General features: G+C 72.3%; 10 protein-coding genes. 5 read left to right on the top strand and 5 right to left on the bottom strand.

The window, feature by feature from the left end; genetic code table 11:
• Window positions 1-92: 92 nt before the first annotated feature.
• From ACIHAA_RS04810 to ACIHAA_RS04790, 5 genes are read right to left on the bottom strand one after another with little or no spacing between them, the layout of a single operon-like run.
• Window positions 93-1,214, bottom strand: a complete 1,122-nt coding sequence (locus tag ACIHAA_RS04810) for an iron-containing alcohol dehydrogenase (RefSeq protein WP_399813105.1) — start codon at window positions 1,212-1,214, stop codon at window positions 93-95.
• Entirely contained in the window at window positions 1,211-2,428 is a 1,218-nt protein-coding gene (gene pgk / locus ACIHAA_RS04805; protein WP_399813103.1) for a phosphoglycerate kinase, read from the bottom strand. The genes ACIHAA_RS04810 and pgk overlap by 4 nt, the downstream gene beginning before the upstream one ends.
• Window positions 2,418-3,509, bottom strand: a complete 1,092-nt coding sequence (gene argC / locus ACIHAA_RS04800; protein ID WP_399813100.1) for an N-acetyl-gamma-glutamyl-phosphate reductase — start codon at window positions 3,507-3,509, stop codon at window positions 2,418-2,420. The genes pgk and argC overlap by 11 nt, the downstream gene beginning before the upstream one ends.
• Window positions 3,506-4,564, bottom strand: coding sequence for a zinc-binding dehydrogenase (locus tag ACIHAA_RS04795; protein ID WP_399813097.1), 1,059 nt, complete (start codon window positions 4,562-4,564; stop codon window positions 3,506-3,508). Before ACIHAA_RS04795 ends, argC begins: the two co-directional genes overlap by 4 nt.
• Window positions 4,564-5,535 (bottom strand): NAD(P)-dependent oxidoreductase, encoded by a 972-nt coding sequence (locus ACIHAA_RS04790; RefSeq protein WP_399813095.1) that lies wholly within the window; start codon window positions 5,533-5,535, stop codon window positions 4,564-4,566. Before ACIHAA_RS04790 ends, ACIHAA_RS04795 begins: the two co-directional genes overlap by 1 nt.
• Window positions 5,536-6,192: 657 nt before the next feature.
• On the opposite strand from ACIHAA_RS04790, the gene ACIHAA_RS04785 reads away from it, so the two are divergent.
• The 5 genes from ACIHAA_RS04785 to ACIHAA_RS04765 are packed head-to-tail and all read left to right on the top strand — an operon-like array spanning window position 6,193 to window position 14,750.
• Window positions 6,193-7,344 (top strand): 2-aminoethylphosphonate aminotransferase, encoded by a 1,152-nt coding sequence (locus ACIHAA_RS04785; RefSeq protein WP_399813093.1) that lies wholly within the window; start codon window positions 6,193-6,195, stop codon window positions 7,342-7,344.
• On the top strand, window positions 7,341-9,545 hold the full coding sequence (locus ACIHAA_RS04780; RefSeq protein WP_399813091.1) for an FAD/NAD(P)-binding protein: 2,205 nt from the start codon (window positions 7,341-7,343) through the stop codon (window positions 9,543-9,545). The genes ACIHAA_RS04785 and ACIHAA_RS04780 overlap by 4 nt, the downstream gene beginning before the upstream one ends.
• A 22-nt stretch (window positions 9,546-9,567) precedes the next feature.
• Window positions 9,568-10,428: an isocitrate lyase/phosphoenolpyruvate mutase family protein gene (locus ACIHAA_RS04775; protein WP_399813089.1), complete on the top strand. Its 861-nt coding sequence runs from the start codon at window positions 9,568-9,570 to the stop codon at window positions 10,426-10,428.
• A gap of 5 nt (window positions 10,429-10,433) precedes the next feature.
• Window positions 10,434-11,720 (top strand): MFS transporter, encoded by a 1,287-nt coding sequence (locus tag ACIHAA_RS04770; RefSeq protein ID WP_399813086.1) that lies wholly within the window; start codon window positions 10,434-10,436, stop codon window positions 11,718-11,720.
• A gap of 15 nt (window positions 11,721-11,735) precedes the next feature.
• Complete coding sequence (locus ACIHAA_RS04765; RefSeq protein WP_399813083.1) at window positions 11,736-14,750, top strand: amino acid adenylation domain-containing protein; 3,015 nt, start codon at window positions 11,736-11,738, stop codon at window positions 14,748-14,750.
• Window positions 14,751-14,768: the final 18 nt, after the last annotated feature.

The raw sequence follows: 14,768 nt of genomic DNA, 5'->3' as shown, positions 1-14,768 counted from the left end.
GGATCCCTCAGGCGCAGCAGATCCCCGGTGCCGGACCCGCCGTCGCGCAGAACCCGTACGAGACCGGCCCGTTGGGCGGGCGGGGCCGGTGGTCACACCAGTGAGCCCTCCAGGATGGCCTTGACGGCGGTGTCGTCCACCGAAGGGTTCGGGTCGTTCGCCGTGTTGCCGACCACCGACGCCGCGACCGTCTCCAGATCGGCCGCCGTGAAGCCGTGCGCGTCCAGGCCCTCCCGGACGCCCGTGCTCTCCATGATCCGGCCGAGGGCCAGACCGGCGTCGGGGCCGCCGAGCAGCTCGCCGATCCGGTCGAAGGCCGCGGGGGCATGCGCGTAGGTCAGATCCAGCCAGGCGGGATAGACGGCCGCCAGCCCTCGGCCGTGCGAGATGCGCAGGCGCGGTACCGCCCCCATGGCCTGCTGCACGCGATGCGGCAGACAGGTGCTGGCGTTCGCGACGTTCAGGCCGCCGAGCAGAGCGGCCAGCGCCATGTCGTCGAGCACCTCGTCGGAGAGGTCTCCGGCAACGGCCCGGGGCAGGTGGCGGCCCAGCAGACCGAGCGCCCACTCCGCGTGGTGCCGGGTCATCACGTTGGAGCGCCGGGCCACGTATCCCTCGACCGCGTGGGCCAGCGCGTCGAACCCGCTCTCCGCCGCGACCCGCGCGGGGACGCTGCGCAGCAGGGCGGGGTCGATCAGGGCGACGGCGGGGAAGAGGTCGTCACCGCGGATCCCCGCCTTGAGGTCGCGGTCCGTGTCGGTGATGATCGCCCCCTTGGTGACCTCGGCCCCGCTGCCCGCCGTGGTCGGGACCGCGACGACCGGAACCGGATCCGCGACCCGCTCCAGGGTGCGGCCGACGAGCGGGCCACAGGGGCCGTGGCGCAGACTCACGGCCACCGCCTTGGCCGCGTCGAGTGCGCTGCCGCCGCCGAGGCCGACCACCACGTCGCAGCCCGCGGCACGGGCCTGCGCGACCGCGGCGTCGATCTCGTGCGCCCGGGGGTCGGGCGAGACCTCGTCGAAGACGGTGACGCGCACCCCGGCGTCGGTGAGGGAGGACAGGGCGGCGGCCAGGTGTCCATGCCGACGGGCCGAGGTCCGGCCGCACACGAGGAGGGCGTCACGGCCCCGCTCCGCGGTGATCGCGCCCAGTTCGGCCAGGCGGCCCCGACCGAAGCGCACGGTGGTGGGAATGCTCAGGTCGATGATCACGGTGTCGTCGTCCTTTCGGTGGAGTGCTGGGACCGCAGGGCGTCGAACACCGCGCAGGTACCGTCCGCGAGGTACTGGAGAGCCGACCCTCCCCCGCCCGACACCGGCCCGTCCCAGGGCAGTTCGGCCACGGTGTCACCGCCGAGCAGCAGGGCCCGCACGGCCGGCGCGGCGAAGGCGTCGAGCAGGGGGCGGGCGGCGGCGCCGAAGCCGTCGGTCCAGCGGCACGGGGTTCCCGCCATGAGCGCCCGGCCACCGTGTTCGCGCAACCGACGCAGCGACTCCCGGGTGCGCGCCGGCAGTTCGAAGTCCACGATCGCGCAGTCGGAGGGGACGCCGTCGGCGAGGTCGACGGTGCGGGCCGCGCCGTCGGGCCCGCGGACGACGAGCCGCTCGGGGAGGTGGATCTCCGCGCGGCAGCCGGACAGGACGCGGGTGGCGGCCTCGGCGCACTTGCCGGGGCTCTGCCCCATCTCCGAGCGCCCTATCTCGTGGCCGAGGACGCGCAGCAGCGTGTTCAGCACGACGCCGCCGGGTACGACGACGTCGTAGGTCTCGGTCAGGCGGCGCAGGCCGATGAGGGTCTTCTCCGGCTTGACGCCGCCGAGGACGGCGAGGGAGCGCGTGCCGGGCGCGCGGCCCGCCCAGGGGGCCAGGGCCTCGGTCTCGGTGAGCAGGCTGTCGGCCGCCCACCCGGGCCGGTGGCGCAGGATGCCGGTGTTCGAGGCGTTCACCCGGTGGGCCTTGGAGAAGCCGCCGACGGCGACGCGGTCGCCGAGGAGCGCGAACTGCCGGGCCAGCTCTGGGTCGTCGGCCTCCTCCCCGGCGTGCTGCCGGGTGTTGCCGAAGAGCACCACCTCGCCGTCCCGCAGCCCGCGAGCCCGCTCGACGGCCCCGTCCCCGGTGGACCCGGGGTGGTATCCGACCTCGTGGCCGAGCACCCGGCCGAGGTGGGCGGCCACGTACTCCAGGGACCGCGCGGTGCCGTCGCGGTGGCTGCCCTGGTGGGCCAGGACGGCGACGCGGGCCCCCGCCCCTACGAGGCGCAGGAGGTCGGGGACCTCGCAGTCGATCCGGGTGGTGTCCGGCAGGCCCGGACCGACGTTGAAGCCCGCGGAGAAGATCCATCGTTCACCGGCCGAGATCCGCTGCTCCCGCAGGAGCGGAAGGGGCGCCGCGCGGGACACAGCGGGCGGGGCGGCCTCAGAGCGCATAATGGCGCAGCCCCGTGGTCTCGTCGATGCCCAGCATGACGTTCATGTTCTGGATCGCGGAACCGGCCGCGCCCTTGACGAGGTTGTCCGTCACCGCGACGACCTTGGCGATGTGGCGCTCGGTGTCGACGTCCAGGCCGAGGTGGCAGAAGTTGGAGCCGTTCACCGCGGCGATCGACGGGTAGAGCGAGTAGTCCTTGACGTTCAGACCGCCCTGCGCGGCACGGGCGTTGACGCGGACGAAGTACTCGCCGTCCGCGCCCGCGCCGTAGTGCTGCTGGTAGAGCGCGATGAGATCGTCCCGGGTCGTCCCCTCGGGCACGTCCACGTTGGCCTGCAAGTGGATACCACGGGCGAAGTCGCCGTGCGTCGTATTGAGGTCGATCTCGACGGGGCGGCGGGCGAGACCGCCGAGCACCTCCTCCAGCTCGGGCCCGTGCCGGTGCCCGCCGAGGCTGTAGGCGAGCATGGATCCGGCCACCTCGGCGTGCATGAGGGCGCGCTTGGGGGTGACACCGGCCCCGGTGGTGCCGTTCACCGCGTGGACGGAGACGCGACGGCCCGTGGCAGGGCCCTGGAGCAGGGGCGTCAGCCCGAGGATGGCGGTGATCGCATAGCAGCCGGGGTTGGCCACCAGGCGGGACTGCGCGATGCTCTCGCGGTACAGCTCGGTGACGCCGTACACGGCCTCCTTCAGCAGGTCCGGGGATTCGTGGCGGGGGCCGTGGGCGCGTTCGTAGGCCGCGGGGTCCGCGAAGCGGAAGTCGGCGCTGAGGTCGATCACCCGGACGCCGCGGTCGAGGTAGTGCCGGGCCGTGCGCATGGCCTCGCCGGTGGGCGTGGAGAAGAAGACCACGTCCAGCTCGTCCGCCTGCTGCGCGAGCCGGTCGGCCGACAGGAAGGAGAGCCCGGACCCCAGAAGGTTCGGATGGATCTCCTCGAAGTTCTTCTCCTCGCGGGAGGTCGGCAGGATCCGTGCCACCTGGGGGTGGCCCAGGAGCAGTCGGCAGAGTTCGCCGCCCGCGTAGCCGGTGCCGCCGATGATGCCGACGGTCAGGTCATGGTTCTTCTGGGTGCTCATTCACTCTCCCGGTCGACCTGTAGCAGAATCTTGCCCACGGTGCCGACCGCCTCGTCCATGAGGTGCATCGCGGCTGCCGCATCGTGCAGAGGGAAACGGTGGGTGACCAGCGACACCGGGTCGACCTCCCCGCGGTCCAGCCAGCCGATCACCTCCTCGAAGTCGGCGGCGGTCGACAGGGCGGAGAACCGCACGGTGAGTTCGGCCGAGACCAGGCTGTTCCAGTCGACGTCCTGCGGCCCGCCGAAGTAGCTGACGACGATCACCTGGCCGCCGGGCCGGGTGATCGCGGCCGCGTCGGTGACAACGCCGGGATGGCCGGAGGCGATCACCGTGATGTCGGACCCGCCGGGAGTCAACGCGGCGCTGCCGGGCCGCAGTTCCTCCTGGTCGACGTCCACGTAGCCGTCGGCACCGACGGACCGCGCGAGGTCTCCCTTGCCGGGCCCCCGGTCGACGCAGTGCACGGGGCCGAAGCCCAGGCGGCGGGCGGCGACGACGCACGCCAGGCCGATCGTGCCGGTACCGAGGACGGTGACGGCCGGGCCGCCGGTGGCGTCGGCCAGGCGCATGGCGTGCAGGCCGATGGACAGCGGCTCCACCATGGCACCGGCCTCGTGGTCGAGGCCCGCGGGCAGTCGGTACGTCATGTTCTCGCGCAGCAGGACCAGTTCCGCGAAGGAGCCCTCCCAGCCGAGGTGGCTGAGGTTGGTGCGGTTGCGGCACAGATGGGTCGCCCCGGTGCGGCACGGCGGACAGGTGTCACAGGAGGCGTACGCGGACGAGCAGACGAGGTCGCCGGCCGAGAAGCGGTCCACGCCGGGGCCGGTGGCGACGACCCTGCCGCAGAACTCGTGGCCGAGGACGACCGGCGCCTTCTTGTAGGGGTGCAGCCCGCGGTAGGCGGACAGATCGGAGCCGCAGATCCCGGACGCGGCCACGCGGACGAGGAGTTCACCGGGGCCCGCTTCGGGCACGGGCACCTCCCGGTACTCCATGGTGCGGTCGGCGGTGAGGACCGCCGCGTTCATCACGGGGTGGGCGACGGGTCCCATCAGCAGATCCTGTTCATGACGGGGGCGCCGGAGAGTATCGCCTCCACCGCATCGGTCACGCGCTCACCGATCCGGCGCTGGGCGTCGGCGGACATGGCGCCGATGTGGGGGGTGAGTACGACGTTGTCCAGACCGGCGAGGGGCGACAGCACGCCCTCGGCGGCGTGGACGTCCACACCGGCACCGGAGATGACACCCTCGGAGAGGGCGGCGTACAGGGCGCCCTCGTCCACGACGCCGCCGCGGGAGACGTTGACCAGGAACGCGGTCGGCCGCATCGCTCGCAGCTCCTCGGCGCCGATGAGCCCGCGGGTGCGGTCGTCGAGGGGGACGGCCAGGCAGAGGAAGTCCGAGGCGTCCAGCAGCTCGGGCAGGTCGGCCAACCGGTAGCCCTCTTCGGCGAGTTGGCTGCGCCGGGTCTCGTCCGGGCGGCCGACGCCGACCAGCACGGACATGCCCAGGGCCTTGCCGAGCTCCGCGATACGGCTGCCGATGTTCCCGAACCCCACGACTCCCATGGTCTTGCCGGTGAGTTCGACGCCCGCCAGGTCATGTTTGCGCCATTCGTCGCGGCGCAGCTGGCGGTCTGCCAGCGCGATGTTGCGGGCGGCGGCGAGGCAGAGCGCCAGGGCGAGTTCGGCGACGGCGTTGGCGGAGCCGCCCGGCACATTGCAGACCGTCACACCGGCCCGGCGGGCCGCGTCGACAGCGATGTTGTCCGTTCCGGCACCGGCGCGGACGATGCCGCGGAGCCCGGGGGCGCTCTCGATGGCGTCGGCGGTGAGCTTCGCCCCGCTGCGCACGATGACGATGTGCGCGTCGCGGACACGGGCCGGGACCTCCTCCTGCGGGGTCCGGTAGGCGAGTTGGACGTCGTGGGCCTCGGACAGCCGCTCCAGAGCGCCCGGGTCGATGGGGTCGAGCACGACGATGCGCACCGTTGCGGGGGCCAACCGGGATGGCGATTTCACGTGCAGAGGTCTTCCTTTGTGTGCTGGAGTATTCGGCCGCTGTCCCTTCGGTGCGGGATTGCCGCACCGGCCGGAGATTTTTTTACCGATTCCTCGACGACCCCCCGCCCGGGGCCCAACACCCCCAGCGGATCGGCCCGTTCGCCGAGTAGATCAAATCCGATCGGAATCCGTCAACGGCAGTTGGATGCATGTGCCATAGAGGCAAGTTGCATGGGATCGCCGCCGGTTCACCGAACTCCTGGAGCGAGAGCCCGGGCAGGCCGGGAGGCTCCCCGGGAGCGGCACACCCGCCACCGGGTCGGCTCACAAAAGCGCCCCCGGCGAGACGAACCACTGCTGCAACCAAGGCGCAGACATCCAGGGGACAGACAGGGACATAAAGGCCATCTACGGCAATACATCCACGCCACTGTGCAAGTCGCAGCCAAAAATTCACCTCCTTGACGCTTGCGATCACGCGCGCATAGTCTCCGACGAGAGAGCGAGGACGGGGTGCGACCCGTCCGCCGCCCGATGTTCCGGGCCCGCCGCGACGTCTGCGTCGCCCGCCCCCCAAGACCGGTGAATTGACACTTCCTCATGTCCGAAAAACGGTCCTGGTATTCCCCCCTCCGCATGTTCCCGGAAGGCATTGCTTTCCCTTTAGGAGAAATCATGGAAGCCATCAAACCCGCAGGCGGTTTTGAGCCGACTTTTCAGCCACCCGCCGCCGTCCTCCTCAATCCCGGTCCCGTCAACGTGCACGAGCGTGTCCGCGCCGCCATGACGTATCCGGATGTGTGCCACCGCGAACCCGAGGCCGCCGCGCTGATGCGGCGCACCCGTGCCAAGGCCACCGCCGTCTGCGGGGGCGACGAGACGTACACCAGCGTGCTGCTGGCCGGTTCCGGCACCGCCGCGCTGGAGGCGGCCGTGTCCTCCGTCGTCCCGCGCGACGGAAAGATCCTCGTCCTGGACAACGGCAACTACGGCGAGCGGATCCACCGCATCGTGACCGTCCACGGAATCCCCGAACACCACTTGGAGTTCGGCTGGATGAATCCGATGGACCCGGCCGCGGTCGATGCCGTACTCGCCGCCGACCCGGAGATCACCCACGTCGGCATGGTGCACCACGAGACCAGCACCGGCATGCTCAATCCGCTCCGGGAGATCGGTGCCGTCGTGGCCCGCCACGGCCGGTCCCTCCTCGTCGACGGCATCAGCAGCGTCGGTGCCGAGGAGTTCGACATGGCCGCCGACCACGTCGACTGGCTCGTGGGCACGGCCAACAAATGCCTGGAGGGTCTGCCGGGCGTCAGTTTCGTGTGCGCCCGCCGGGACCGCCTGGAGGCTCTCGCGGACGTCCCGACCCGGACGTTCTACCTGGACCTGCACGGCCACTACATCGCCCAGGACAAGGTCGGCGCCCCCCTGTTCACCCCCGCCGTCCAGGTGATGTACGCCTTCGAGGAGGCGCTGGACCTCATGCTGGCCGAGGGCGTCGACAGCCGCATCACGCGCTACAGCGAGTTCGCCCGGCGCCTGCGGGCCGGATTCGCCGAGCGCGGCCTCGCCTTCCTCCTCCCCGAGGAACACATGAGCACCAGCGTCACCAACGTCCATGTACCCGACGGTGTGCGCTACGCCGACCTGCACGACGCCCTGAAGGACGAGGGTTTCGTCATCTACGGCGTGCAGGAGCGGGTCGGCAACGTGTTCCGCGTCGCCAACATGGGCCAGCTCGCCGCCGAGGTGCCCGATGTCTTCCTGGCCGCGCTCGACCGCGTGCTCGACAAGCTCGGCGCGGCGGGGGTCGCCTCGTGACCACCGCCCCTCCGCCCCGCCTCCGCCTCGCCTTCGTCGGCGGCGGCCCCAGCTGCACCTACACCATGGAGCGGCTCGCCGCGATGGTGTCCGCCCACGACGGGCCGCTCGCCCTCGACATCCATGTCTTCGACCGCACCGGCCGGTTCGGCGATGGCGAGGTGCACAGCGCGGACCAGCCCAAGGTCAGCTTCCTCAACCGGATCGTCGGCCAAGTGGCCTTCGCCGCCGACGAGTCCGTGACCGGCGCGGGCCCCCTCCTCACCGCCGGGCAACGGCCGACGCTGCTGGAGTGGTGCCGGCGCAGGTTCGAGGAGACCGGCGACCCGGCGCTCGACCTCGCCGCCGAGGACTGGCCCAAGCGCTACGTCCACGGCCTCGCCCTGAAGGACCAGTTCGCCCGCTACCGGGACATGCTGGAGGCCCATCCCGGGGTGAGCGTGCAACTGCGGCAGGCGGAAGTCACCGACGTGGTCGACCTGGGGACCCATCTGCGCCTGGTGAGCGACGGCGCGGAGCCCCTGGAGGTCGACCACGTCCTCATGGTCACCGGCCACTCCGTCAACGACCCCGCCCGCACCCCGCGCCAGCGCCCCTGGCACGAATTCGCGGAGCAGAGCGCCGCACGGTTCATCTCCAGCGCCTACCCTCTCGAAGCCCACCTGTCCGAAAGCAGTGTGACACCCGGTCAGGCCGTCGGCTGCGTGGGCATGGGCCTCACGACCTTCGACGTCATCCTCTATCTGACGGAGGGCCGCGGCGGCCAGTTCGTCCCCGCCGACGGGGGCGGCCTCAGCTACGTCCCCTCCGGGCGCGAACCCCGCTCCATCGTCTGCTTCAGCGGTTCGGGGCTGTTCACCTTCGCCCGCCCCTACAACGCCAAGGAGGTGGACCTCGCCACCTACGAGCACCGCGGCCGCTTCCTCACCGAGGAGGCCGTCGACCGGCTGCGCAAGTCGGCGGGCGTCCCGGTCACCCTGGGCACCCGCGAGCAGCGCCAACTCGACTTCGAGAGCCATGTGTTCCCGCTCGTGGTCCTGGAGATGCACCACCTGTACTACAAGACCCTGCTGGGCGCCGACGCGGCCGACGAACTGGCCCGCGTCAGCGAGGCGGCCTACGCCGCCTTCCTCGACGGGGAGACGGCCGGCCTCGGCGCCGAGGCGGCCACGGAGGCCCTGGTGGCGCCGCTGCGCACCGCGGTGACCGCGATGGAGTCCGTCCTCGACGGGCTGCTCAGCGGCACCTCGGACGCCCCCGCCGAGGACCTCGACCCCTCCGTGACCGCCGCCCTGCACCGCTTCCTGACCGTGGTGTTCGGCCCGGAGCAGGCGGAGCGCATGACCGCCCTCGCCGCCACCCCGGCCGAACTCGCCGCGGCCGTCGCGGCCGAGGAATCGCCATGGCGGCACGCCAAGCGCGTCGCGGGGCACCGCTTCTCCTGGCAGGAGACCATCCGCCCCGTCCCCGCCACCGAGTGGACGTCCCCCGAGGCCTACCGCGCGGCCATGGTCGCCTTCATGGAGAAGGACCATCTGTGGGCCGCCCAGGACAACCTCACCAATCCGGCCAAGGCCGCGGCTGACGGCGTCTGGCGCGACCTGCGCCCGGTACTCGGTCACGCCGTCGACTTCGGCGGTCTGACCCCCTCGTCGCACCGCTCCTTCCTGGACCTGTTCATGCGGCACCACAACCGCCTGGCCAACGGCGCCGCGCTCGATGTGATGGAGAAGATCCTCGCCCTGATCAAGTGTGGCCTCGTCGACGTGGACACCGGCCCCGACGCCCGTGTCCGGGGCGAGGGCGACCAGTGGCACGCCACCGGCCCGCACACCGGCACGGAACGCTCCTTCGACGTCCTCGTCGAAGCGAAGGTGCACGCCTTCGACCCCGCCGCGGACACCGCCCCGCTGTACCCGAATCTGCTGCGCCGCGGCCTCGTCCGCAAGTGGAGCAACCCGGGCGACGGCTCGGAGCCGCCGTTCGAGCCCGGCGGCCTCGATCTGGACACGGGCTTCCACCCGCTGAACGCGGCGGGGACGGCCGACCGCCGCCTGACCTTCCTGGGCCCGCCCAGTGAGGGCGTCATGTTCTTCCAGCTGGGAGCACTGCGCCCGCAGCAGGACCACCACGTCATGCAGGACATCCTCACCTGGCTGACGCCCTTCTGGCAGCACGTGCTCGAGCGCTCGCCCGCCTGACCCCCACACCCTAGGGAACACCATGCTTCGGACCCAGAGCCCCACCTTCCGCAGCCTCGTCGAGCGTGACGGCATCGTCCGCGTGGCGGGAGCCCACGACGCCATCGGTGCCGTACTCGCCCAGAACGCGGGATTCGACGCCGTATGGGCCTCCAGCCTGGAGGTCTCCGCCGCCCGCTGCCTGCCCGACGCCAGCGTCCTCACGATGACGGAGTACCTGGAGAGCGCCGCCAACATGCAGAAGGCGCTCCACATCCCCGTGGTCGCCGACTGCGACACCGGCTACGGCAACAACCTCAACGTGGCCCATATGGTGCTCGAGTACGAGGCCGCCGGGATCACCGCCGTGGCCATCGAGGACAAGCTGTTCCCCAAGATGAACAGCTTCGCCGCGCACGACCACACCCTCCTCGACACCGATGTCTTCGCCTCGAAGATCCGGACCGCGAAGAGCGTGCAGAGCACCGACGACTTCTTCGTCATCGCCCGCACCGAGGCCCTCATCAGCGGCCTCGGCGTGGACGAGGCGCTGCGCCGCTGCCACGCCTACGCGGACGCGGGCGCCGACGCCGTCCTCATCCACTCCAAGATGAAGAGCCGCGACCAGATCGAGGAGTTCCTGCGCGGCTGGGAGAACCGGCGCCCCGTGGTCGTCGTCCCCACCACGTACCCCGACTGGCACATCGACGAGGTCGAGCGCGCAGGCGTGTCGACCGTCATCTACGCCAACCAGGGGCTGCGCGCGACGATCACCTCGCTGCGGACGGCCTACCGCACCATCTACGAGACCGGCAGCTCCGTCGAGTTGGAGGAGGCGATCGCCCCGGTCAGCGACATCTTCGAACTGCAGCAGCTCGGGGCCTGGCAGAAGCTGGAGGGCTGAGCCGCGTGGCGTTCTCCTCCCGGAGCCCGTACGACGGCCTGCGCACCTGGGCCGGGGAGCAGATCCCCGGCCCGGGGCCCGGCCGGCAACTCGCCCTGCTCACCTTCGTCCAGTCCCTGGGCCTGGGCGCGTTCCTCAGCTCCAGCGCCCTGTTCCTCACGGGTGTCGCCGGACTGAGCAGCAGTCAGGTCGGCATCGGCCTGAGCATCGCGGGCGTGTGCGGCGCGCTCGCCAGCACCCTGGCGGGCGCCGCCGTCGGCCGGTTCGGCACCCGTGTGCCGCTCGCCCTCACCTACGCGGGCACCGCGCTGCTCTTCGTCCTCTACGGCACCGTCGACTCCTACCCGGCGTTCCTTCTGCTGGCCTGCGGCATCTCCATCGGCGAGGGCGCGGCGGAGCCGCTGCGCGCCACCCTGGTCCACGCGCTGTCCCAGGGCACCAGGGCGAGCCTGCTGCGCGCGCAGATGCGGAGCGTGCTCAATGTCGGCTTCATCGTGGGCTCCGGGCTCGCCGCCCTCGCCCTGCTGGCCGGGACCCGAGAGGCGTTCCTCGGTGTCTTCCTCGGCAACGCCTGCGCCCATGCGTGCTGCGCCGTGCTGACGCTCCGGCTGCGCCCGCCGCGGGAGGCCGAACCGCCCCCGGCACCCGGCTCCCGGCGCACCGGGCGGGCCCTCGGCGATGTGCGCTTTCTGCTGCTGACCCTGGTGAACGGCGCCCTGGAGATGCACCAGGTCGTCGTCACCGTCATCGTGCCCCTGTGGATCGTCACGTCCACCAGGGCCCCGTCCTGGCTCAACGCGATCCTGCTCATCCTCAACACCGTCGTCATCATCGCCACCCAGGTGCGGGTGGGGCGGCGCATCGACACCCTGGCGAGGGCGGCTGCGATGCAGGTGCGCGGAGGGATACTCCTCGCCGTCTCCTGCTGCGCGGCGGCACTCTCCGCCGTTCCGGGCGTCGCGCTGCCCGTCACGGCCCTGGTGGTCTCGGCGCTGGTACTCGCCGTCGGCGAGCTGTACCAGGTGGCCAGCGCCCTTCAGCTCTCCTACGATCTTCCGCCCCCCGGTCGGCAGGCCGAGTACCAGGGCGTCTTCGCGTTCCGCAAGGGCCTGCGGCAGGCCGTCGGTCCCGGCCTGCTGACCTGGCTGGTCATCGAGCACGGTGCGGCGGGCTGGCTGGTGCTCGGCGGCTGCTTCGCCGTCCTGGGCCTTCTCGGCGGCCGCCTGGTCGCGCTGAGCGCCGCCGCCCGCGAGGAGGCCCCCCGGCCCGAGCCGACCCGTCACACCTCCTGAAGAAAGAACACGTGGATGGATTTCCCCCGTAGTGCGACCCCGCCGGTGCACGAACTCGTCGACCGGCACGTCGCCGCCACCCCCGACACCGTCGCCGTCAGCGACGAGGAAGGGTCCTGGACCTACCGGCAGTTGTCCGACCGCGCCGACGCCCTTGCCGTGGCCCTCGCCCCCCATGTGCGGCCGGGGGACCGGGTCGCCGTGCATGTCGGGCGCCGGATGAACCTCGTCGCCGCCGCGCTCGCCGTGCTGCGCAGCGGGGCGGTCTACGTGCCGCTCGACCCCGAGTACCCCGCGGACCGGCTGCGCTTCGTCGCCGAGGACGCCGGGCCCGCGGCGGTCGTCAGCGACGACCCCGGCACGGCCGCCGCCTGGGGCGCGCCCGTGATCCCCGCCGACGCCGACGCCCAGGGGCCCTTCGAGCGCCCGGTGACCGCGCCCGACGGTGCCGCCTACGTCATCTACACCTCGGGCTCCACGGGCCGTCCCAAGGGTGCCGTGCTGGCCCACCGCAGCGTCGGCAACATCCTGGAGCACGCCGCCGACAGCTTCGGCTTCGGCCCCGGGGACTCCGTCCTCGCCCTCGCCTCGGTCGCCTTCGACTTCGCCGTCCTGGAGATGTTCCTGCCGCTCACCGCGGGCGGGACGCTCCACCTGCCGCCCCGCGCGGTGGCCCGCGACCCGGAGCTGCTCAGCCGGTGGATCGAGGAGCGCGACATCACGTTCCTCATGGGCACCCCCTCGATGTTCGGGGCGATGCTCGGCGCCGGGTGGCACCCCCGCCCCGGTATGACCCTGATCGCCGGGGGCGAGGTCCTGCCGCCCGCCACCGCTCGGGGACTCACCGCCGACTGCACCCTGTGGAACATCTACGGGCCCACGGAAACCACCATCTACGCCACCTGCGAGAAGGTCGACCCGGACGACATCACCATCGGCCGCCCGGCCCGCGGCGTCACGCTCGCCGTCCTCGACGGGGACCGGCCCGTGGGCCCCGGCGAGGCCGGTGAACTCTGCGTCAAGGGCATCGGCGTGGCCCTCGGCTACCACCGGCGCCCCGACCTCACGCGGGAGCGCTTCGGCCGCCTGCCCGACGACCCGGACACCCCCTGCTACCGCACCGGCGACCTCGTCCGGATGCGCCCCGACGGCCGTGTCGACTACCTCGGCCGCATCGACGACCAGGTGAAGATCCGCGGGTTCCGTGTCGAACTGGGCGGCATCGAGGAGGCGATCCGCGCCGAGCCCGGCGTCCAGGAGGCAGCGGTCGTCCTCGCCGGTCCCGCCGACTCCCCGGTCCTTGCCGCCCACGTCGTCTTCACCGGCGGCAGCGACGTGCGGACGCTGCGCGAGAACCTCCGCCGACGGCTGCCCGCCCACGAGGTTCCCCACCATCTTTTCGCCGCCGCCGCGTTGCCCCGCAGTCCGCACGGCAAGGTGGACCGCGCCGCCCTGCGGGAACTGCCCCTGCCGGGGGCCCACGACCCCGCACCGGCAGCCGCGGACTCCGACATCGCGGCACTGCTGCGCGAGATCTTCGGCGATGTGCTCGGGCGCAGCGACATCCGCGACACCGACGCCTTCTTCGACATGGGCGGCGACAGCCTGTCCGCCCTCCGGATCGTCAGCCGGGCACGCGCGGCGGGCGTCGCCCTGAGCGTGCGCGACCTCACCGACCTGCCGACCGTCGCCGCGCTCGCCCGCCACCTCGGCACGGACGCCCCGGGCGAGGCCGCGCCGGAGGCGACGGACGAGACGGTACGGGTCCTGCCCTCCCAGGGCTGGTTCTTCGGCATCCGCCTGCCCCACCGGGCGCACTTCGTCGAGCCGATCACCCTGGAGGCGGAGAAGCGCGTCGACCGGGACCGGTTGCAGGCGGCCCTGGACGCCCTGGCCCGCCGTCATCCCGGGCTGATGTCCCGTTTCGACGGCGACACCGTGCGCGCCGTGCACACGCCCTTCCCCCTCCTTGAGTCCGAACTCGGCCCGGAGCACGACGGGTTCGAGGCGGCTCTGGACGGCCTCTACGCCCGCGTCGACCTTGCCGAGGGGCCCGTCTCCCTCGCCGCCCTGTTCCGCGGCGGTGCCCGCGACGTGCTGCTGCTCGCCTTCCACCACCTGGTCGTGGACGCGCTCAGCATGCAGGTCATCGCGCAGGAACTTGACCGGCTCTACGCCGACGGCCCCCACGCGCTGGACAAGCCACCGGTGTCCGCCCTGCGGCACTCCGCCACGCTGACGTCCTTTGCCCGCTCCGCGGCAGCGCGGCAGGCGGAGCGGGAGTGGCTCGCGCTGCCCTGGTCCGAGGTCGGCGAGGTGCCGCACACGGGGCCGCTCACCGGACATGTCCAGGCCGACCTGAGCAGCACCGACCTCGTCCTGGAGCCGCAGCTCGCCGAGCGGGTCCGGTCCGTGGCCAACCACTCACCCGTCAGCACCGAGGAACTGATCCTCGCGGGCGTCGCCGAGGGACTCGCCGCCTGCGGCAGCAGCCCGACCGTCTCCTTCGACCTCTTCCGCCACGGCCGCTGGCCGCGCCCCGGCGCGGGGGACATCAGCTCCACGGTGGGCTGGCTCGCCGAGGTCGTCCCGCATGTGCTGACCACTCCCCTGGACGCCGGTCCCCTCGGCCGGCTCGCCTCGCTGCGCGCGCAGGTCCTCCGGCTGCGTTCCTTCGAGGAGACCTGGGGGCCCCTGCGCCACAGCAGCGCCGACCCGCAGGTCCGCGCGCGGATGGCCGCGCTGCCCCGCCCGCAGGTCTTCCTGCACTACCAGGGGCGCGGCCTGACGGACCTGCCGCCCATGGCCGCCTTCACCCCGGTCACCACCCGGCTGGGCCTGCCCAAGTCGCCGCTGAAGGAGCCGTTCCGGCCCATCGAGCTTCGGGTCAACCTCGAGGGCGGGAAGGTCGGCTTCAACTGGCGGCTCGCGGAAGCGGCCTACGCCCCCGGCACGGCGGAGGAGCTCGCCCACGCCTGCGCCGATGCGATCGCCCGGCTCACGGACGCCGTCGCGCCCGCGTCCCGCTGAACCCCCGGGTGCGGCCGC

This window comes from Streptomyces sp. NPDC052040 (assembly GCF_044548405.1).
Taxonomy (GTDB): domain Bacteria; phylum Actinomycetota; class Actinomycetes; order Streptomycetales; family Streptomycetaceae; genus Streptomyces.
Note: the sequence above shows the minus strand (reverse complement) of the source record. Positions and strands in the feature narration are given on the sequence as shown.

Coding starts and splice junctions, on each gene's coding strand:
- ACIHAA_RS04785 (WP_399813093.1), top strand. CDS start 6,193: ATGGAAGCCATCAAACCCGCAGGCGGTTTTGAGCCGACTTTTCAGCCA.
- argC (WP_399813100.1), bottom strand. CDS start 3,509: ATGAGCACCCAGAAGAACCATGACCTGACCGTCGGCATCATCGGCGGC.
- ACIHAA_RS04795 (WP_399813097.1), bottom strand. CDS start 4,564: ATGGGACCCGTCGCCCACCCCGTGATGAACGCGGCGGTCCTCACCGCC.
- pgk (WP_399813103.1), bottom strand. CDS start 2,428: ATGCGCTCTGAGGCCGCCCCGCCCGCTGTGTCCCGCGCGGCGCCCCTT.
- ACIHAA_RS04775 (WP_399813089.1), top strand. CDS start 9,568: ATGCTTCGGACCCAGAGCCCCACCTTCCGCAGCCTCGTCGAGCGTGAC.
- ACIHAA_RS04765 (WP_399813083.1), top strand. CDS start 11,736: ATGGATTTCCCCCGTAGTGCGACCCCGCCGGTGCACGAACTCGTCGAC.